Below are 21,260 nucleotides of genomic sequence, written 5' to 3'. Positions count from 1 at the left end.
CATGAAATTGAAGGACAAATTAAATATTGCTGAAGTTGAAGCTAAATGGCAAAAAACTTGGAGTGAAGCTAAAATTTATAAATGGGATAACACAAAATCAAGAGATGAGATATATTCAATAGATACACCTCCTCCAACAGTTTCAGGCCAATTACACATGGGCCATGTATTTAGTTATACACAAGCAGATTTTATTGCAAGATTTCAAAGAATGAACGGTAAATCTGTTTTTTATCCTATAGGTTTTGATGACAATGGATTGCCAACAGAAAGGCTTGTTGAAAAAGTCAAAAAGATTAGAGCTAAAGATTTAAGTAGACATGAATTTATAAAAGTATGTGAAGAGGTAGTTTTAGAAACAGAAGAAAAATTTAGAAATGTTTATAAATCTCTTGGTTTAAGTTTTGATTGGGAACAGGAATACCAAACTATTAGTTCTAAATCTCGAAAGCTTTCTCAGATGTCATTTATTGATTTATATAATAAAGGTAAAATTTTAAGAAAATTTGGCCCAAGTTTTTGGGATGTTAAGGATCAAACTGCAATAGCTCAAGCTGAAAATGTTGATAAAGAGCAAAAAGGTACACTGAATTATATTAAGTTTAAAACCTTAGATAATGAAGATATAGTTATTGCAACCACTAGGCCTGAGATGTTGCCTGCTTGTGTTGCTATTTTTTATCATCCTGAAGATGAGAGATATAAAAAATTGAGAAATAAAAAAGCAGTTATTCCGTTTTTCAATCAGCATGTTTCTATTTTATCAGATCATCAAGTTGATAAAGAAAAAGGTACAGGGTTAGTTATGTGTTGTACTTTTGGTGATATTCAAGATATTGAGTGGTGGAGAAAACATAAGCTTGAAACTATTGAATGCATTAATTTATATGGAAAAATGAAAAATGCTGGCTTTCTTAATAATCTTAAAATAAAAGAAGCAAGAGATTTAACTATAGAAAAGTTAAAAGAAAGTCAGTTATTAGTCAAGCAAGATGAAGTTGTACAGAATGTTAAATGTGCTGAGAGATCTGGAGCAGTTTTAGAAATTATACCGACAAATCAATGGTATATAGAAGTTTTACCTTATAAAAAACAATTACATGAAAAAAATGATAAATGTAATTGGTATCCAAAATTTATGAAGGAAAGGTTAACTAATTGGATAGATGGATTAAATCAAAATTGGTGTATTTCTAGACAAAGGTATTTTGGTGTTCCATTTCCAGTTTGGTATTCAAAAAGAAAAGGTGAGGAAGGTAAAATTCTTATTGCTAATGTTAATAAACTTCCTATTGATCCTTATATTGATTTACCAGAAGGGTATAGCAGAGAAGAAATTGAGCCAGAAACTGATATAATGGACACATGGGCAACCAGTGCTATAACACCACAGCTTTCTAGCCATGGTATAAGTGAAGACTTGATGCTTGACAAAGATAGACATAATAAATTATTTCCATATGACCTGCGTCCTCAAGCTCATGAGATAATTAGGACTTGGGCATTTGGTACTTTAGTGAAATCGTTATTTCATCAAAATTCAATTCCTTGGAAGAATTTAATGATTAGTGGTTGGTGTTTAGCTTCAGATAAATCTAAAATGAGTAAATCTAAAGGTAATGTTGTGACGCCAGAAAAATTAATCAATGATCAAGGGGCTGATGTTGTAAGGTATTGGGCATCTAGTTCAAAGCTTGGTATGGATATAGTTTATAGTGACCAGATTTTTAAAATTGGAAAAAAACTAATTAACAAACTATGGAATGCTGGTAAATTTGTTGACTCACATATTTGTTATATTAATAGTGAGATTACTTCAGTTAAAAATGAAATTAAAATTGGAGCTATTTTTTGTGACTTAGATAAATGGATACTTTCAAGTTTGTACCAAGTTATTGAAAATACAACGGTATCTTTCAAGAATTACGAATATTGTGACGCTAGAGTTTTTATTGAAAATTTCTTTTGGAATGATTTTTGTGATAATTATTTAGAGCTTATAAAAACAAGAGTATATGATGAAGCAGATAATAATCCTAAGGAAAAGAAAAGTGCAATGCTAACTCTTTACTATGTCTTTAATACATTATTAAAACTTTTTGCTCCATACATTCCTCATATTACTGAGGAATTGAATTCTATTTTATATAGTAAAAATCATCAAATGATAAATAAAATTAACATGTGGCCAAAATTAGATGATTTTTATTTTTCTAGTATTAATTTAAATACAGGGATTGATGTTTTAAATTTACTGGAATTAGTAAGAAAGTACAAGTCAATCAATGAGCTTTCTTTAAGATCTGAATTGAGAGAAATACATTTTAGTGGTGCAAATATTTCAAAATTAGCTTTATTAGATTTAAAAAATGCTAGTAATTGCAAAGAAATTTATTATAAAGACAGTATTGTTAAACATAGCTTACAATCAAATTGTGGTAAATATTCAATAAAGGTTTTTCTATAAAATTTATATTCCTATGAGTTCTATGACTATAAGTTTGTAAAATAGTTGTTGATAAAATTGAAACTAAATTAAAAAATTGATATAGTGGTGACTATTTTAAACTTTTATATACTAATTTAGTGATAAATATAAAACGAAGGGGACTAATGTTTATATTATCAGCTCCTTCAGGAACTGGTAAAACGACACTTGCAAATGAAATTATTAAAAATGATGAGCATATATCTTTATCAACATCATGTACTACTAGGAAAAAAAGACCAAATGAAATAGATGGTAAGCATTATTATTTTAAAACTAAAGAAGAGTTTAAAGATCAGATTGAAAGTGAGGAATTATTAGAGTATGCAGAAATTTTTGGTGAATTATATGGAACTCCTAAAAAAGAGGTTTTGAAAAAATTAGATTCTGGTGAAGATGTTTTGTTTGATATAGATTGGCAGGGTCATAGGCAGCTATCAGCTATAGCAAGAGCAGATGTTACAAGTGTATTTTTATTGCCACCATCTAAAAAAGAGTTATTAGAAAGGTTAAAATTAAGAAATCAAGATAACGGTCGAGTCATTGAGCAAAGAATGGCTAGATCTGATGAAGAGATTAGTCATTGGCATGAATATGATTATATAATTATCAATAGAGATATTGAACAAAGCTTGGAAAAATTGTTATCAATCTTAAAATCTGAAAGGCTTAGAAAAGAAAGAAGAACAGGTCTTAATGATTTTGTTGGCACTTTGATACATGAAGAATTTGTTAAGACAAAGATAATTTGAAAAAGAGTATTAAAATAAAATCTACTCAATCATCTGTTAAATGGCTAAGTAGAAATGCGAAAGATAAATTTAGTAAGTTAGCTAAGCAAAATAATTATCGCTCAAGAGCTGCGTATAAATTAGATGGTATAAATCAAAAATATAAAATTCTTAAAGGTGCCAAGATTGTTTTAGATATTGGTTCTGCACCTGGTTCATGGCTTCAATATGTTAAAAGAAATACTAATTCTAAGACTAAAGTTATAGGGGTAGATTTAAAAAAGATCATGGCAATTCAAGATGTTATTACATTTGAATCTGATTTTATTTCTAAAGAACTATGGGATGAATTAAGTGCTACTATGCAAAATAATCAGTGTAATGTAATTCTTAGTGATATGGCTCCTAACACAAGTGGTACTAGAAGTTTAAATCATATTAACATTATGAATTTAGCTGAATCTGTTTTTGATTTTTCACAACAATTTCTGGCTAAAAATGGGCATATGATTATTAAACTATTTGAAGGCAATAAAAATAAAGAGTTTTATAATAAATTGAGGAAGCATTTTAAAAATGTTCATTTTTTTAAACCAGAAGCAAGTTATAAAGATTCATCTGAAATTTTTATTGTAGGGCTGTTTAGGATTTGAGATTTTTTAGATGTTTATATTTATTCTAAATTAAGAATTAGAAAAGGTAAGTTCTATATACGTGCTATTACCAAAAAATTTTATAAAAAGTTAAAACTTTAACGTAATCTTAACATTTTTCTTAAAAGCCTTAACGTAATTGTAACATTTGATCAATATAATGACAATTATGAAACAATTATTTAAGAGGTTTGTTATGATTACATTTGAAAAATTAGGAGCAGTATATTCTGGCATGAATCTTGTAGGAAGTGTATTGTATACAACAGGTGGAACAGTAGTTTCTGGTATGAGCTTTACAGGAAATGTTGTAAATACTGCATATAGTTCTATTATGCCGGCTTGGGCAGCTAAAACTTTACTAATAGGTCAAGTAGGATTAGGTTATGAATCCATTGTTCCAAACATTATCAGAGATTTTGCATTGAATGGATCAATAGTTATAGAAAAAGCTGTGGTTGGTGATAACTATTTAACTCTTTTACTAAACAAAGGATTAGAAGTTTTTTTTGGAATGAGTAAATTTTTAGCTAGTGAGTTAAATTCAGGTGTGTATCAGGTTGCAAAAATGCTACCTACAATAGTTAAAGGATTAAATAAAGATATTATTGAGCCTATAGCGGATTATCTTTTTATAGAATGTCTTGATATAGATCCAAGAAGTATTAATTCAGAACAAGAAATATTTAATCATAAAAACATAAATAATACTATTGATACGATATCTATGATAGGGCACTATTTAAGAAGTACTGTTTTAGAATCTAGTAAATCAGATTTAGAATTAGATTTTAGTAATAATAATACTGATTATGATTCTACAAATGTGGATTCAGAATTGTATTACATTAATAATCCTTTTTCTGTAAATAATAGTGAATTAATATGCAGTATTAGTTAATATACGTATACTACTTACTTAAAATATGGGAGTTCAGTAATTTTATAGATGGTATAAATTTTCTGGATTTCCATCTGGGGAGTTATCAATATTTTAATCCTAGCTGTAGATAAGAAGTTAGCAATATATAGCAAAAATTCTTATCTACAATTTGGGTTTTTTAGCAATCACAAACTAAGTTAACCCGAGCTGCAGTTGAGAAATAAGAAATTTATAATGAGTCTTATAATCATGAAATGCAGTGTATATCTGGATTGCCACGGATGCCTATCATCATCCTCGCAATGACGTTTTTATTTTTGTCATCACGAAGGAGAGACGAAGTCTCGACTGTGCTGATCCGGAATTATTGCAATTCACACCAGAATTAGTCATCACGAGCCCCATTAGGGGCGTGGTGATCCAGAATTATTGCCTAATTTAATTTGTTGATACTTTTCCTGTCCTGGATTGTCGAGAGCATTAAAATGCTCTCACAATGACTATATTGCTAACAAAGTTGTATTCAAATATTTGTATATAACAGTTTTTTTGACTTTTACTAAATATTTCTTATATGCAGCTCGGGTTAAGTTAGAGGGTTATTATAAATTCTTATATTATGATGAATTAGAAAATTTTTATAGATTAGAGTAATTAAATTTTAATTAAGGCAGAACCCCAAGTTAACCCTCCACCAACAGCAGAAAGTGCAATTAGTTCTCCAGATTTGATTTTTTCTTTAGAAACATATTGATCAAGTGCTAGGGGAATTGACGCTGCAGATGTGTTTGCATGATTAGCAACTGTTGAAACAGCCTTTTCAGTACTTATATTAAGTCTTTCCATAACAGATTTTATGATTCTTTGATTTGCTTGATGCAATAAAACCCAATCAATATCTGTAATGCTTAGATTATTCTTTGTAATAATGTATTCAATAGATTCAGGCATCTTAGTAACAGCATATCTAAAAACTTCTCTACCATTCATCGTAATTTTTTTATCTAAATTACCAGTTGAGACTCCACCATTTACGATAAGTATATCTTGGTATTTACCATCTGAGAATAACTCGATATCAAGGATTCCATTAGTTTTATCTTCAGATTTTTCAAGAATTACTGCGCCAGCACCATCCCCAAACAACACGCAAGTTGATCTATCTTGCCAATCTATTATTCGTGACATTGTTTCAGCACCAATTACAGCTACTCGATTAGCTTTATTAGATATAATAAGAGAATCTGCTATTTGAAGTGCATACAAAAACCCAGAGCAAACAGCTTGGACATCAAAAGCAAAGCCTGATTGCATTCCTATATTGTTTTGAACTTTAACTGCAGTTGCTGGAAATACTAGATCTGGCGTAGTAGTTGCTATAATTATAGCATCTAAATTATTAGCAGAAATATTAGCTTTTTTAAGCGCATTTTTTACAGCTATGGTTGCTAAATCTGAAGTTAATTGATTTTTGCCTGCAATGTGTCTTTTTTTTATACCAGTTCTTTCTTGTATCCATTCATCTGAAGTATCTACTATTTTTTCTAAATCATTATTGGTTAAAATTTTATCTGGTAAATAACTACCAACACCAATTATTTTTGATGAAGTCATGTGTTTTTAATGCCCAATATTTTAGCTGAAGTTTGTTTTAATTTATCAACAAAATTTAGTCCAGTACCATTTTTTTCAAAGATATCCAACTCTTCAGTTATTTTAGTATTAATATTATTTTTCGTTAATTTATATGCTGTATCAATAGCATTGTAAATTCCATCAACACTTGCAGATCCATGGCTTTTTATTACAATGCCTTTTAACCCTATAAACATTGCACCATTATTCTTATTAGGATCAATAATTTTAAAAGAAGCTTTGATTTTTGATTTTAATAGTAATCCAGCCATTTTAGTAAGTAAATTGCCACTATTAATAGAGTTTTTCATTAAATCTATGCATGTATTAGCAGCGCCTTCTGAAGCTTTTAGAAATATGTTTCCTGAAAATCCATCTGTTACTAATACATCCACTTTACCTTTTACAATATCATGACCTTCTACAAAACCATGAAAATTGAGTCCAGATTTTTCTAAAATTTTATATGTTTTGAGTTCTAAATCCCTACCTTTTGTATTTTCTTCTCCAACATTTAAAATTCCTATCTTAGGATTATCTATTTTTAAAATTATTTTTGCAAAGCATGTTCCCATCAGAGCAAAATGAAATAAGTGAGATTCATTGCATTCTAAATTAGCACCCATATCAAGTATAACGGTGCCATTGTTATTGATACTTGGAAATATTGCTGCAATAGCAGGTCTTTTTATATGATCAAGAGTTCCAAGTACCATTTTAGATGTAAGCATTAATGCCCCAGTATTTCCACATGAAACAGCAGCATGTGCTTCTCCATTTTTTATTGCTTCAATGGATTTTCTCATACTTGAATTCTTACCATTTCTCCAAGCTTCTGTTGGCTTGTCTTCATCAGAAATTATGACTTCACTATCTACTAATTTATAACTGTTTTCTGAAAAATTAAAGTCAATTATTTTTGGTAAAATTACTGATTTTTTGCCATATAGTAGAAAATTTACATCGTTGCAGGTTTTTAAAAACTTGTCTATAGCTTCTATTATAGCATCAGGTGAATTAGCCCCACCCATGGCATCAATACTAATCCAAATCTTATTAGACATACTTGATGTTATTTTTTATCTTGATCTTTTGAGATTTTTTCTTTTTTTGTAGTTTTTGTTACTTTTTTATCCGTAACCTTTGGGGTTACTTCTTTTTTTGTAGCTTTTGTTACTTTTTTATCAATTTCTTTTGATGTATCATTAACTACTTTAATTTTTTTAGTATCTTCTTCTTTTGTATTTTCAGATTCTTTGTTATCTTCTTTTGTTTTTGGTTTTATTAATTGCTTTCCGTTATAATATCCATCTTTCAATGAAATATGATGTGGTAATTTTGGTTCACCAGTAACAGAATCAAAGGAAATAGAAATTTTATTAATCCCATCATGGGCTCTTCTGCTATTTCTTTTAGATTTAGAAATCTTTTTCTTAGGTACAGCCATAAAATATTGTATAACTAAATTTGTTTATTGAACCATTTTATATAATAAATTGATTATAATTGCTAGTAAAATAGTAATTTAGTATTATTTTTAAAGTTCAGGTTTGAGAACTGTATCAGCGTTATCGTTATCTTGATGGCCTAATTCGCCTAACTCAGCAGCATTAGGATTTGTGCTGCTATGAGGTTCTAAATCAGTATCGGTGTCAGGTTTTTCAATTGGTAATGCGGATTGAAAAGGGTTTATTTTTTCAAACAATTTTTTACTATCAGAATAAATATGATTCAATCTTGAATGTAAGGTATCTTTTAGAAAGTATACAAATTCTGTTGTATTGTATACATATATGTATAAAGGTTTTTTTATTAATAATGTGAAGTGTTCATCAAGATCATTAATTTTACCTTTAACTATATCGGTGGGATCTATATTATAAAGTAGAATATTGATTAAAGGGTCAAATGCACTAACAGCATAATATATATATAATCCTGATTTTAAATGATTAAGAGTTTTATTAAATCCATATCCAGGTGCAAATTTTACTTGAAATATTTTTGGTAAATAACTATCAATCCAAGAAGCAAATGCTTGGCTATCACTGTATTCAATATTAAATAATTCTGAAAAAATCTTTTTGTAATTTGTCCTACTGCTTGGCTGTAAATAAGCTTTGTTTTTATAAAATCAGTAAATTCTGGTGGAGGGCTATCTGATTTAAAATCAATAGCTTTTAGTGATGAGTTGTCTCCACGGTAATAATCGTCTAAAATTTTTGCTGAATAAATTGCGGTTAATGAAGTTAATGTTGAAGCACAACTGAAACCAAAAAACAAAATTGGCATAGTGAACTGGATTTTCATTAAGGTGTATGCATTTTGTTTTTGGAGAAAACCACTTAATTTATCTTTTCCTATTATATCAGGTACAATACCTTGGCCACCTTCGGATTTCATATATAACTATAAAAATTATAAATTAAGTATAATTCTATATATAAAAGGTAAAATAAATCAATAATAATGTTTAGTTTGTATTTAAATTTTTTGAAAGGTGTTCTTCCCAAATTTCACCATTATTAATTAATTTATTTTTATCGTATAATAACTCAGCATGTGTCTCAGTAGCATATTCAAAATTTGGACCTTCAACTATAGCATCAACTGGGCAAGCTTCTTGACACAATCCACAATAAATACATTTTGTCATGTCAATATCATATTTTGTCGTTCTTCTACTATCATCTAATCTTGCCTCTGCTTCAATTGTAATTGCTTGGGCAGGGCATATGGCTTCGCATAATTTGCATGCTATGCATCTTTCTTCTCCATTTGGATATCTTCTTAGTGCATGCTCGCCCCTAAACCTAGAGCTAAGATAGCCTTTTTCAAAAGGATAATTAATTGTCACTTTTCTTTTAAAAAGGTAGGTTAAAGTTAAAAACATACCTTTAAATATCTCAATTAATAAAAAAGACTTAAAATAATATTTTAATTTTTTCAACTTATAAATTGCACTGTTAGTTCTTAGTAATTATAGCAACACGTTTTATACTTTGCAAATCCTTATAAAAATCAATTTTATATCCATAATTTTGGAATATATTTTCAATTGCAAAGCTTTGATTAATACCTATTTCTAATACTATGATGCCATCTTTATTTAAATAATTTTTTGAGTACTTGGCAATAATTTTATAATTTTCTAGTCCGTCTTTGTTGTCAGTTAGGGCTATTTTAGGTTCAAAATATCTAACATTTTTATCTAATGTTTCCCAATCATTTAAAGAAACATATGGGGGATTTGATATTATAATATCAAATTTAAAATTAGAGTTTAAATTGCTAAACCAATTACCTAATACAAAATTTATTCTGTTATCAAGAGAAAGCTTTTTAGCATTTAATTTAGCAATATTTAAAGCTTTTTTAGATACATCTATTGCAATTGCTTTTGAATATTTAAACTCTGAAAGAAGTGATAAAATTATACACCCACTGCCAGTTCCTAATTCTAAAATATTTAATGGCGTATCAATTTTTTTATTAAGTTTTTTTAGAAGTAACTCTATGACAAGCTCTGTCTCTGGCCTGGGTATAAGTACACTATTATCAATAATATAATTTTGTTTCCAGAAATCTTTATTTCCCAATATATATGCTACAGGCTCGTTTTGTAATCTACGATTTATCAATCTATAGTATTGAGAATAATCTAATTCTGAAATTTTTTGATTTAATTTAAATAATAATTCTTCTGAATTATTTAACTTTAATATGTGAGATAATAAGATTTTTGCATCTAGTTTATATGTAGAGATATTGGATTTTTTTAATAATATTTGTGCTTCTTTCAGTGTATCTAATATTGTAGTAATGCTACTTCTCATGTATAATTTCTGTTTTAAATTCAATACATTGGCTTATATCACTAATGTTTAGATCACCTATTGCATCTATGCCATCTCCTCCTATGATTTTTTTTGATTGATAAAGAACTATTTTATCAACTAAATTTTCTTTAATAAAAGAAGTGCTAATTTTTTGTCCAGCTTCAATGAGCAAATTGTTTATACCTAAATTTGTAATATGATGTAAAATTTCTTTTAAGTTTAGTCCATCTTTTGTTTTATTTACATGAATTACATTTGCATCATGGTAACTATTAATATGTTTTTTATTTGTAAAGATTGTAGTTTGGATATTTTTTGCTGTTTTAAGTATTTGAGAATTTTTTGATATTTTTAAATTTGTATCTATTATAATTCTAATAGGATTATGATCATCTGTATTATTTAAGCGGCATGTAAGTAAAGGATCATCTGCAATTACAGTTCCTATTCCTGTAAGAATAGCATCATTTTTAGCTCTTAACTTATGTGATGAATATCTAAGTTTTTCACTTGTTATCCATTTGCTTTTTTTGTTAAAAAGTGCAATTTTGCCGTCTAAACTGGTAGCTAATTTAAGGGTAATATATGGTAGATTTGAAATTATTCTTTTTTTAAAGCCTAATATAAGTTGTTCGCACTTATCGTTTAAAATCCCTATCTTAGTTTCAATGTTGTGTTTTTTTAATATTTCAATGCTCTTTCCATTAATTTCTGGATTTGGATCAATTGCACCAATAACTACTTTTGAAATTTTAGAAGTAATGATTTTTTCTACACAGGATGTTTTATCTGCTTTATTAATACAGCAAGGTTCTAGAGAAATATATATTGTGCTTCCTATAAGGTTTTTTGAAGCTACTTTTGATATTGCTAAATGTTCAGCATGAGGCCTCCCGCCATTCTTGGTTCTAGCTTTAGAAATTATTTGATCATTTTGAACAATCAGACAGCCTACGGATGGATTAGAGCCAGTTTTGCCAATGCCAGTTTTAGCTAGCTTTATGGCTTCATTCATATAATAAATATCTTTGTCCACTTTAGCAGTTTATTTGCGGTCTTTAATTTTAGAATAATACGTTTTTTTATTAAAGGTGCCCTCCATTTTATCAACTATTAGTGTAACAGTACAGTCTCCAGTAATATTTATCATTGTTCTAACCATTTCTAACAGCCTGTCTATACCAAGTATGACTCCAATACCTTCAAGTGGCAACCCTACTGATGATAATACCATCCCCATCATTACCATTGAGCCACCTGGAAATCCAGCAGCTCCAATTGAGCCAATAGTTGCTGTAAGAATTAATATTATGTAATGATTGAAATCTAAATTTATACCAAAAATTTGAGCAAAAAATACTGCACAAATTCCTAGATATATAGCAGTTGCATCCATATTAACTGCTGCTCCTAAAGGTAATATAAAAGATGCAGATCCTTTAGAAACACCAACCTTATTTCTTAGCTCTGATATAGCTGTTGGAAGAGTAGCTTTACTACTAGATGTAGCTAAAGCTAGTGCTTGAGTAGTTAGCATCTTGCTAAAGAAAGGAAGCGGATTAATCCTTGCGATAACTAGTAGCATTACTCCAAATAATATATATTGAACAAATAAAGCACCAAGTACAACAAGAATGAATTTTCCAAGATGCAGCATTACTTCGATACCATAATCTGCCACTACCCATGACATTATTGCAAATACCCCATAAGGTGTTAGTTGAATAACTAATTGAATCATCTTGAAAACTAAATGAGTGCACGAAGTAATAAGATTTTTAACTTCTCTTCCTTTATCACCGATTAATATTAGTGCAAATCCTGTAAAAAATGCAAATACTACTATTTGTAAAGTTCTGCCATCAGCCATTGCTTTTATAGGGTTTGAAGGAATTATATTAACAAATAAATCTTTTAGACTTTTGTTTTGTTGATGTTCAGTTGGATTTGTTAGATCAATAGTTAGTCCTAATCCAGGTTCAAATATATTTGCAAAAGTTAATCCAATTGTAACAGCAAATGCTGTTGTAAACATGTATATAAGAAAAGCTCTTGTTCCAAGTCTTCCAAACGTGCTTGCATCGCTTACATTTGTTATGCCATTAAGTATTGAGAATAATATTAATGGCACAACCACCATTTTAATCATATTTAGGAATACTTCTCCAAAAGGTTGAAGATATTGTGCATAATCTTTACCAAATACACCAAATAATATACCTAAGATCATCCCAATAATTACTTTATGCCAAAGCCTTAACTTCTTTTTCATCGAACCTCTAATGCTTATTTAAATATATTTAATATGCTGACAATACACTAAAAACACAAAATTTGCACCGAATTTTTACTTTAATGCTTTTTTAAGTGTATAAAACATGGAGTAAACCTTGTTATTCAACTCATTGCGAATAAATGTATGAAAGATAAATAAATTAAGTCATTTCTATTGGGGTTGTGTTATGTTTATGATGGTGCCAGTTTGAGTCATATAAGGATATAGTATTCCCTCCCTAGCTGTGTAATAACAGCTCCTTTATCTTAATTATTGCACTTATTACCATTTATTAAACTTTCTCCCTGTCTAAAAGTGCAATTTACAACTGCTGACCTGGATGACAATTTATTTAGAAGGTTTAGCATAATATTCTTTTTTTCGTATATAGTAGTTATTTTATTTTTGTTTAAGATATCAAGTGTTTTTTTAGCCATCATTTTATAGTCTGATGTAATATTACTCTGATTAAATAAATCTATAGAAAAATTTTTTATTTTAATATTACTTCTTTCTACTTACCTTAGCAATACCTTCAAAACTGTTTAATAAAAAGCTCTGTGTTGCTGAATATAGTGTAAGATAAGGAAATGGTCTGAAAGCTAAAAAATTAATAACATTTATGATATTTCCTATGCTAACGGCCTGCATTTTATTTATGAAATGTTTTACAATTATTAATTGTATATTAATATTATGAAATAAGACTTCTGTAATTTTATCGCAATCCATTTTTTGAAATTTGCCATGTGCTAAAATGCTATGATTAAGTGCAATTAATTCTGGATTAATACTCTGTAGTGCAGTATTAATTTCTTATTTTTATAACCAGGTAATCTTTATCGATTGAATGTCTTTAGTCTTCTTATTTTTTTACCAAAAACAATAACCCCACCATCATTTATAATGCAGTTTGCTATCTCTTTTCCATATGCTGATGCATAGTTTGTAACTAGAGCATATCTTATACTAGAATTATTTTTCATTTTGTATGTCACAAACCTTTTATAAGCTATATTACCCCATATTTATCCTTAGATGTAAATCCTTCAATAAAGAGAATTAAATATTTTTTCATAGTAAATTATAAATTCATTTGTAATGCTATCATAAAATATCAAATTTTATATTTTTGAATTAATTTATAAACAAGTAAAGGTGGATCTAAATAATTATTGTATTGTCCAATTTTGTTTTTACTGGTACTGAATAAGATCAAATGTATTATAGCTTTAAAGATTTAGTTTATGGCTTGAATATATATAAGATTTATGATAGTCAAAGTTGTGAAGATTTAATAAGTCATATTTATTGTATTTGGCTTATTTAGATTGTTAAAGAATATATAAGGTAGTTAAACATGAGGTGTGAAAATGGCAATAAGTGATTTTAAAGATTTAAGCAAAGCTTTCAGAAAGATATCATTAAAATATCATCCTGATAGAAATAATGGCGATGACACAATATTTAAGAATATTGAACCATTTGTAAAATTATTTAATAATTTACCCCTTATTTATACTGGAGTAAATTTGCCATATATAACTGAACAAAGGGATTTTTTTCAAAGTAATCTTGATTTTAAAAAACAAAATATTCAAGAAAAAAATCAATATTTAGAAGAAATTATAAAAGGAAAAAATAAAAAATTAATTTATATTTATACAGGACATGAAAGGAGTTGTAAAATTATGAATATACAAGAAAACAAGCTTGTAGATGATAATTTTGGGATTTCGTTAAAAATATATGATCAATTAGCAACTGAATTTTTAGAAATAATTCCTGATGAAAACAAATATAGCTATTCTAAGCTTTTTGAAAATTATAAAACATTTTATCAAAAATGTTTTGTTAAGGAAAAAGAAATGGATAAAGAAGAAGTTGATAGAATTGCTAAAGAGGAAGAGGATCGCAAGAAAGCAGAAGCAGAAAGGTTAAGGCAAGAGGAAGAGGATCGCAAGAAAGCAGAAGCAGAAAGGTTAAAGCAAGAGGAAGAGGATCGCAAGAAAGCAGAAGTTACTAAAATACCTGAAAATTTAAAGTTTTTAAAAGATCAACATAGTGAAGAGATAATTAATAAAGTTGCTGAAACAATTTCTTCTCATGGAGGCGAATTTAATGAAGCAGCAACAAAGGAGCTTGCTAAAAGCCATGAAGTAGTTGCTAATAATAACCATTATAGTGCTGAAGAAATTAGCATGTCTATAGATTGTATTGAATATGGAATTTGTTAAAAGTTGGAGGAAAGAAAATGACAAAATATAATATAGCAATTTTAGCAGCATTATTTGCAATTAATAATGCAACTGCAAAATTTGAAAACTTTTATGTTAATGCTGAAGTTGGAATTTCAAAATCTGAAAAAGTAAAATCAGATCATGAATTTTATAAACAAAGTGGCAATAGTAAGTTTAATTCTAATGCAATATATTCTTTAGGATTTGGTTATAAGATTAATGATAAACTGAGATCAGAATTATCATATAGTTTTACAGATTTAAAATACTCAATCCACAAAGATAATATTGCTACGAATAAAGTTGTGCCAGCAGATTTTAATCAAGAGGTAAAAATTAAAACAGGAATGGTAAATTTGTATTATGATATATTAGGTAAAAGAAATATAACTCCTTACTTAGGTGTTGGATTTGGGTATTCTAATATTAATCCAAAAGATGCTATAAGGATTTCTACTGGAAATTTGAAAAAAACTTATTTCTCTAAAAAATCTAATAACTTAACTTATGCAATAATGGGTGGAATATCTTTCAAGATGAATGAAAAGGTGAATTTAGATGTTGGTTATAAATTTCAAGATTTTGGAAAAGCTAACGAACCTCATAATTACGAAATACAACGAGGTACCAAGGGAGCTTTAAACTCTAAGAAATTCAAAATTAAAACTCATAGTGCAACTGTGGGAGTAAGGTTTAATTTTTAATAATTCATAAGTAATAGTCATTGTGAACGAATGAAGTGAGTGTGGCAATCCAGGAAAGTTGCAAACAAACATAAATTAGACAGCATTTCTGGATCACCACGCCACTAACGTGGCTCGTGATGACTATTATTTAGGTTGACATTACGATGATGCGTAAGTATTCGTAGCAATCTAGTTATCTAGTCTTTAGCAAGTAGTGCATTTGCAAAATCTTCTGCAGAAAATGAGTTCAAATCGTCGATTCCTTCTCCAATACCTACGTAATAAATTGGTATCATGAATTTTTGTGTGATAGGAACAATGATTCCAGCTTTTGAAGTTCCATCTAGTTTAGTGACTATAATGCCGTTTATATCGACAATGCTTTTAAAGCTTTCAACTTGTTTTAATGCTGTTTGACCAATGGTTGAATCAATTACTAATAAATTTAAATTAGGAGAAGAGCCATCAATCTTTTTTAAAACATTAATAATCTTTTTTAACTCGTTCATCAGGTCAATTTTATTATGCATCCTACCTGCAGTATCTATAAGCAACACATCATAATTTTCTGCTTTGGCTTTACTTAAAGATTTATATGCAATACTTGCTGGGTCAGAATTTTTTTCACCGATAACAATATCGCAATTAGCTCTTTTAGCCCAAACTTCTAATTGTTCAGTTGCAGATGCTCTAAAGCTATCACATGCAGCAATTAGTACTCTTTTTCCATTTTGTTGCAATTTATAGGCAATTTTGCCTAGAGATGTAGTTTTGCCACTGCCATTTATTCCGGAAAAAATGATTGTATAAGGAGAATTTGAATTAGGTATATCTAGTTTTTTTGTGTATGGTTTTAGAATATTGCTTATTTCACTTGTAACGGAGTCAAAAACTATGTCTTGGGAGATATCTTCATTAAAGCTTTTTTTAGATAATTTCTCAATAATTTCATTTGTAAATTTCACACCTAAATCGCTTGATATTAATATATCTTCTATATCTTGAAGTATTTCTTTGCTTGGTCGATTTAATGAAAATACTTTTTTAATATTTGTTCCAATATTATTTGAAGTTTTACTTAAACCACTTGTTAATTTGCTTATCCAATTTTTCATTTTATAATTTAAATACGTTAGAAATTGTATAACTAACATAAATACTTATTATTAAAAATACTGAAAAGCATATTATTAAATAAAATATTGAATAAATTTATTCAGGTGGTTAAAATAAATGGAAGATTTTATTAATAAAAAGTATGTTTGTGTTATGTTTGAAAGTATAAGTGCGGAATTTTTATCAAGGATACAGTTTGCATTTGTTATTTCGTTTCATATAATATTTCCATCTTTTACTATAGGCTTAGCTAGTTTGTTGGCTGTACTAGAAGGTCTGTGGTTGAAGACAAAGCATCCAGTGTATATTGAGATTTATAAATTTTTGGTAAAAATATTTGCTGTTAGTTTTGGTATGGGAGTTGTAACAGGTGTTGTTATGTCTTATCAATTTGGTACAAATTGGGCAATTTTTGCAGATAAAACAAGCAATGTTATTGGTCCTTTATTAGGATATGAGGTATTAACAGCATTTTTTCTTGAAGCAACTTTTTTAGGAATTATGCTATTTGGTTGGGGAATAGTTAGTAATAAAATACACTTTATTTCCACTTGTACCGTTGCTATAGGGACACTAATTTCAGCATTTTGGATACTAGCAGCTAGCAGTTGGATGCATACCCCAGCAGGTTATGAAATTATGGAAGATGGAGTGTTTTATCCAAAAAATTGGCTTGATATTGTATTTAATCCATCTTTTTCACATAGATTTTTCCATATGATTTTTGCAGCCTATTTAACTACTGCTTTTGTGATAGCAGGAATTGCATCATATTTTTTGTTAAAAGGTAGACATTTAAAGCATGCTAAAATTATGCTTACTATGTCAATATTTTTTACTGTAATATTGGTGCCAATTCAAATATTTGTTGGAGACAGTCAAGGGCTAAATACTAAAAAATATCAGCCAGCTAAAATTGCAGCTATGGAAGCAGTTTGGGAAACAGAAAGAGGCGCTCCCTTAACTTTATTTGGCATACCAAATGAAGAAAAGATGGTGACAGAATATGCTATTAAAATTCCAAAGCTTGCTAGTATAATTTTAACTCATTCTTTAGATGGTGAGATTAGAGGATTGAAAACATGGAAAAAAGAAGACAGGCCTCCTGTAATTCCAGTGTTTTTTGGTTTTAGAATAATGGTTGGAATAGGTATATTAATGTTTTTTACTACATATCTTGGTCTTTATTTATTCTTTAAGAAGAAGTTATTTTTATCAACTAAGTTTCATAAGTGGTGCATGTTAATTTCACCAATAGGATTTATAGGGATATTATCTGGCTGGTTTGTAACAGAAATTGGTAGGCAGCCATATGTGGTATATGGCTTGATGAGAACTTCGCAAGCAGCTTCAAATATCACTGCTCATGAGGTTTTATTTACTCTTATATTATTTATTGTTGTTTATGTTTGCTTGGTAAGTGCAGGCATATATTATATTTTTAAACTGATTAAGAATGGAATAAAAGAAGGGGAATGGCTAAAGAAAAGAGGAATTAATTTAGAAAGTAATAGTGTTAAGAGTATTTTTATAAAAACATATAGTAAAGTGTAAATTATGTTAGATTTTTCAGGTTTCTTAGATTTACCTATAATATGGCTGGTGATATTGGTTGTTGCTATATCACTTTATGTAATTCTTGATGGGTTTGATTTAGGTGTTGGAATATTACTGCCGTTTGCTCCAACGGATAATTGTAGAGATACTATGGTTAATTCTATTTCGCCATTTTGGGATGGTAATGAGACTTGGTTAGTTTTAAGTGGAGGGGTGCTTTTTATAGCCTTTCCTCTTGCTTATTCCATTGTAATACCTGCTTTATATCTGCCAATTATTCTAATGTTAATTGCATTGGTATTTAGAGGTATGGCGTTTGAATTTAGATCTAAATCTGGTTTGAAAAATAAAAAGATGTGGAATGTATTGTTTCATTTTGGTTCTTTGACAGCAACTTTTTTTCAGGGAGTGATTTTAGGTACGATAGTGCAGGGCTTTGAGGTAGAGGGTAGATTATTTGTTGGAGGCAGTTTTAGTTGGCTATCAGCATTTTCTATTACAACAGGTATAGCACTTATTTTTGGGTATGTATTACTTGGAGCTACTTGGTTAATACTTAAAACTGAAAATGAAACTCAAAGATGGGCTAGAAAATGTGCTTTATATTCAATGATATATGTTCCAATATTAATGGGTATAGTCAGCTTATGGGTGCCATTTATTGATAGTGATATATTTAATATTTGGTTTAAAATTCCTAATATTCTTTATTTAATGCCAGTACCAATACTTACAATTTTGACTACATATTTTTTATATAAAGCTATTACTGAAAAGAATGAGCTGTTACCATTTTTATTAAGTATTTTGTTATTCTGTTTTGGGTTTATTGGATTTGGTATTTCATTATGGCCATGGGCGGTTCCAAGAAAATTAACAATTTGGGAAACTGCTGCTGCTCCTGAATCACTTTCTTTAATGTTAGTGGGTGTTGTTATAATTTTACCAATAATTTTAATTTATACAGGTTATAGCTATTATATTTTTAGAGGAAAGAGTACAAAAAATAAGTTGTACTAGGTATTTTTTATTTATACTTTCACTTTACTAAAGATTTAGTATAGACTTTTATTAATATAAACAAAAAGTGGTATTTCTTTATGAAGGAATACAGTGATAATAAAAAAGTAGAGGACTTAGATCCTAGGGTTTTGTCTGAAGCAATTGAAATCGCTAGAAAATTGCAATCTAGTTCATCAGAAGGTAATTTTTCAGAAAAAGATTTAACGCAGCACAAGAAGGTTCTTGCTAAATTATTAGAATATTTGATATTAAATCAGGATAATCCAAATATAGATTTATCGTTGATAGAATTTTTAGAAAAAGCATTGGGTATTACGAAGTCAAAAGAAAAAGATAAAAAGAAAGAAAATGAAGAAGAAAAAGAAGAGGAATTATCAGAAGAGCAAAGGAAAATACGCTATCAGCAAATTATGTATGAAGCATATAAAATTTTAAATCCAGAAAGAATAGCAGGAGAGACAAGTTTGGAAAATTTTATATCTAATGTTATAACAAGGGGAATTGAAGTCGCGAGGGAATATGATGGAGCGCAGTATGAAAAGGATTTTTCTAAAAAAGAAATTGATAATCTAGATTCTTACAAGGAAAGCTTTGTTGACAAATTGAAATCCTCTGGTCATAAAGGTTTTGGAAGGGGCTTATAAATTATTCAATTATAATATTCTATACTAGATTTTAGCGTATAATCTGTTATATTTCATTTCAATGTAATGTTAAAAAGTAATGCAGAATAAAAATTTATATATCAAGACATATGGTTGTCAGATGAATGTTTATGATTCATTAAAGATGGGGAATTTATTAAAACCACATGGATTTAGCATTACTAATGATGAAAAAAATGCAGACTTAATTATTTTAAATACATGTCATATAAGAGAAAAAGCATCAGAAAAAGTATATTCTGAATTGGGTAAAATAAAGGAAAATAATTTTGGAATAAAGCCAACGGTTGTTGTTGCAGGATGTACTGCACAAGCTGAAGGGGAGCAAATTTTTAAAAGAGCAAAGAACGTTGATATAGTTGTTGGTCCTCAATCTTATCATAATTTACCTAAATTACTAGAAAGGGTGAAACGTCAAGAGAAATGGGTGATAGATTTAGATTTCGATGAAGAAAATAAATTTGATAAAATTGAAGTTCCTGATAATCCTAGGCATTCTTCTTTTTTAACTATACAGGAAGGATGTGATAAATTTTGTCACTTTTGTTGTGTACCATATACAAGGGGTAAAGAGTATTCTAGAAAAATACCGGATATATATAGAGAGGCATTAAGCTTGGTATCTAAAGGTGTTAAGGAAATAACTTTACTTGGGCAAAATGTTAGTGCATATCATGGGCTTGACGATCAAAAAAATCAAAAAGGGCTTGGATGGCTCTTGAAACAAATTTGTAAAATTAATGGTCTTGAGAGGGTTAGGTATACAACATCCCATCCTAAAGATATGATAGAAGATGATTTATTTATTGCTCATGCCGAAGAAGAAAAACTTATGCCATTCTTGCATTTGCCAGTACAATCAGGTTCTGATGAAATATTAAAAAATATGAATAGAAATCATAATAGAGATTTTTATTTTAGAGTAATTGATAAATTTAGGAATTTTAGGCCTGATATTGCGTTCTCATCAGATTTTATTGTAGGATATCCAGGTGAAACTGATAGAGATTTTCAGGATACACTAGATTTGGTAAGGAAAGTAAAATATGCGCAGTGCTATTCATTTAAGTATAGTCCAAGGCCAGGAACCCCTGCCTCTATATTAGAAAATCAAGTGCCTGAAGAAGTAAAATCTGAAAGACTTACAATTTTACAGAGCTTACTTAGAGAGCAACAGCTTGAATTTAATAAAGGCTTCATTGGGAAAGATATGGATGTTATGTTTGAGAAAAAGGGAAAACATGAAGGTCAATTTATTGGAAAATCTCCTTATTTGCAATCAGTTGTTGTTAAAACAGATGCCAATATAATAGGTGAAATTAAAAAAGTTACTATAACTAGAGCTGGATTAAATAGTTTAAACGGAGAATTAGTAATACAATGATTTTTATTTGACTTATTATTCACTGGATTTACTAATTTTGATATACTAATATTCTTTTTAAAATTAATCAAATAACTTTATTGTA

The 21,260-nt window shown here is 28.8% G+C and carries 21 protein-coding genes and 1 pseudogene; 10 read left to right on the top strand and 12 right to left on the bottom strand.

What is annotated here, in order from left to right:
- Position 1: 1 nt before the first annotated feature.
- The 4 genes from h2es_RS04440 to h2es_RS04425 all read left to right on the top strand — a co-directional run bounded on the left by h2es_RS04440 (position 2) and on the right by h2es_RS04425 (position 4,773).
- Entirely contained in the window at positions 2-2,467 is a 2,466-nt protein-coding gene (locus tag h2es_RS04440; protein ID WP_154511769.1) for a valine--tRNA ligase, read from the top strand.
- A gap of 146 nt (positions 2,468-2,613) precedes the next feature.
- A complete protein-coding gene (gene gmk, locus h2es_RS04435) occupies positions 2,614-3,240 on the top strand; it encodes a guanylate kinase (protein WP_154511767.1) in 627 nt (208 codons plus the stop codon).
- Positions 3,237-3,872, top strand: a complete 636-nt coding sequence (locus h2es_RS04430; protein WP_154511765.1) for an RlmE family RNA methyltransferase — start codon at positions 3,237-3,239, stop codon at positions 3,870-3,872. The genes gmk and h2es_RS04430 overlap by 4 nt, the downstream gene beginning before the upstream one ends.
- A 196-nt stretch (positions 3,873-4,068) precedes the next feature.
- Positions 4,069-4,773, top strand: a complete 705-nt coding sequence (locus tag h2es_RS04425) for a hypothetical protein (protein WP_154511763.1) — start codon at positions 4,069-4,071, stop codon at positions 4,771-4,773.
- A 636-nt stretch (positions 4,774-5,409) separates the two neighbouring features.
- Here h2es_RS04425 and h2es_RS04420 read toward each other — a convergent pair.
- The 11 genes and pseudogenes from h2es_RS04420 to h2es_RS04370 form a co-directional block, all read right to left on the bottom strand.
- The gene (locus h2es_RS04420) at positions 5,410-6,369 is read right to left on the bottom strand and encodes a beta-ketoacyl-ACP synthase III (RefSeq protein ID WP_154511761.1); all 960 of its coding nucleotides are present in this window, start codon (positions 6,367-6,369) and stop codon (positions 5,410-5,412) included.
- Positions 6,366-7,454, bottom strand: a complete 1,089-nt coding sequence (gene plsX, locus h2es_RS04415; protein WP_154511759.1) for a phosphate acyltransferase PlsX — start codon at positions 7,452-7,454, stop codon at positions 6,366-6,368. Before plsX ends, h2es_RS04420 begins: the two co-directional genes overlap by 4 nt.
- A 209-nt stretch (positions 7,455-7,663) precedes the next feature.
- Positions 7,664-7,837: pseudogene (gene rpmF, locus h2es_RS07695) on the bottom strand (50S ribosomal protein L32); the annotation flags it as partial.
- 90 nt (positions 7,838-7,927) lie between these two features.
- A complete protein-coding gene (locus h2es_RS04405; RefSeq protein ID WP_154511755.1) occupies positions 7,928-8,125 on the bottom strand; it encodes a hypothetical protein in 198 nt (65 codons plus the stop codon).
- Between the two features lie 254 nt (positions 8,126-8,379).
- Positions 8,380-8,793: a hypothetical protein gene (locus h2es_RS04400; protein ID WP_154511753.1), complete on the bottom strand. Its 414-nt coding sequence runs from the start codon at positions 8,791-8,793 to the stop codon at positions 8,380-8,382.
- A 70-nt stretch (positions 8,794-8,863) separates the two neighbouring features.
- Complete coding sequence (gene nuoI / locus h2es_RS04395; protein ID WP_154511751.1) at positions 8,864-9,340, bottom strand: NADH-quinone oxidoreductase subunit NuoI; 477 nt, start codon at positions 9,338-9,340, stop codon at positions 8,864-8,866.
- A 16-nt stretch (positions 9,341-9,356) separates the two neighbouring features.
- Positions 9,357-10,226: a peptide chain release factor N(5)-glutamine methyltransferase gene (prmC, locus tag h2es_RS04390; protein ID WP_154511749.1), complete on the bottom strand. Its 870-nt coding sequence runs from the start codon at positions 10,224-10,226 to the stop codon at positions 9,357-9,359.
- A complete protein-coding gene (gene ribD, locus h2es_RS04385) occupies positions 10,216-11,265 on the bottom strand; it encodes a bifunctional diaminohydroxyphosphoribosylaminopyrimidine deaminase/5-amino-6-(5-phosphoribosylamino)uracil reductase RibD (RefSeq protein WP_153183760.1) in 1,050 nt (349 codons plus the stop codon). The genes prmC and ribD overlap by 11 nt, the downstream gene beginning before the upstream one ends.
- Before the next feature lie 9 nt (positions 11,266-11,274).
- The gene (locus h2es_RS04380; protein ID WP_126044762.1) at positions 11,275-12,501 is read right to left on the bottom strand and encodes a dicarboxylate/amino acid:cation symporter; all 1,227 of its coding nucleotides are present in this window, start codon (positions 12,499-12,501) and stop codon (positions 11,275-11,277) included.
- Between the two features lie 507 nt (positions 12,502-13,008).
- Positions 13,009-13,236 (bottom strand): Rossmann-fold NAD(P)-binding domain-containing protein, encoded by a 228-nt coding sequence (locus h2es_RS04375; RefSeq protein WP_126044761.1) that lies wholly within the window; start codon positions 13,234-13,236, stop codon positions 13,009-13,011.
- A 107-nt stretch (positions 13,237-13,343) separates the two neighbouring features.
- Complete coding sequence (locus h2es_RS04370) at positions 13,344-13,490, bottom strand: hypothetical protein (protein ID WP_154511747.1); 147 nt, start codon at positions 13,488-13,490, stop codon at positions 13,344-13,346.
- Positions 13,491-13,877: 387 nt separating this feature from the next.
- On the opposite strand from h2es_RS04370, the gene h2es_RS04365 reads away from it, so the two are divergent.
- Positions 13,878-14,741 carry a hypothetical protein gene (locus h2es_RS04365; protein WP_154511745.1) on the top strand — a complete coding sequence of 288 codons (864 nt, stop codon included), beginning with the start codon at positions 13,878-13,880 and terminating at the stop codon, positions 14,739-14,741.
- A gap of 17 nt (positions 14,742-14,758) precedes the next feature.
- On the top strand, positions 14,759-15,448 hold the full coding sequence (locus h2es_RS04360) for an outer membrane protein (RefSeq protein ID WP_154511743.1): 690 nt from the start codon (positions 14,759-14,761) through the stop codon (positions 15,446-15,448).
- Between the two features lie 179 nt (positions 15,449-15,627).
- On the opposite strand, the gene ftsY is transcribed toward h2es_RS04360, so the two are convergent.
- Positions 15,628-16,545 carry a signal recognition particle-docking protein FtsY gene (gene ftsY / locus h2es_RS04355; RefSeq protein WP_195909973.1) on the bottom strand — a complete coding sequence of 306 codons (918 nt, stop codon included), beginning with the start codon at positions 16,543-16,545 and terminating at the stop codon, positions 15,628-15,630.
- Between the two features lie 154 nt (positions 16,546-16,699).
- Between ftsY and h2es_RS04350 the strand changes: the two genes are divergently transcribed.
- From h2es_RS04350 to miaB, 4 genes are all read left to right on the top strand, one after another.
- Complete coding sequence (locus h2es_RS04350; RefSeq protein WP_154511925.1) at positions 16,700-18,100, top strand: cytochrome ubiquinol oxidase subunit I; 1,401 nt, start codon at positions 16,700-16,702, stop codon at positions 18,098-18,100.
- Positions 18,101-18,103: 3 nt separating this feature from the next.
- A complete protein-coding gene (gene cydB, locus h2es_RS04345) occupies positions 18,104-19,123 on the top strand; it encodes a cytochrome d ubiquinol oxidase subunit II (protein ID WP_154511739.1) in 1,020 nt (339 codons plus the stop codon).
- An 80-nt stretch (positions 19,124-19,203) separates the two neighbouring features.
- Positions 19,204-19,770: a DUF5394 family protein gene (locus h2es_RS04340; protein WP_154511737.1), complete on the top strand. Its 567-nt coding sequence runs from the start codon at positions 19,204-19,206 to the stop codon at positions 19,768-19,770.
- A 79-nt stretch (positions 19,771-19,849) separates the two neighbouring features.
- A complete protein-coding gene (gene miaB, locus h2es_RS04335) occupies positions 19,850-21,175 on the top strand; it encodes a tRNA (N6-isopentenyl adenosine(37)-C2)-methylthiotransferase MiaB (RefSeq protein WP_154511735.1) in 1,326 nt (441 codons plus the stop codon).
- The last annotated feature ends 85 nt before the right edge of the window (positions 21,176-21,260 follow it).

It is taken from the genome of Rickettsiales endosymbiont of Trichoplax sp. H2 (assembly GCF_009690945.1).
In the GTDB taxonomy this organism is placed as follows: Bacteria; Pseudomonadota; Alphaproteobacteria; order Rickettsiales; family Midichloriaceae; genus Aquirickettsia; species Aquirickettsia rohweri.
The sequence above is the reverse complement of the archived record's forward strand: the minus strand, read 5'-3'. Positions and strand labels throughout refer to the sequence as shown.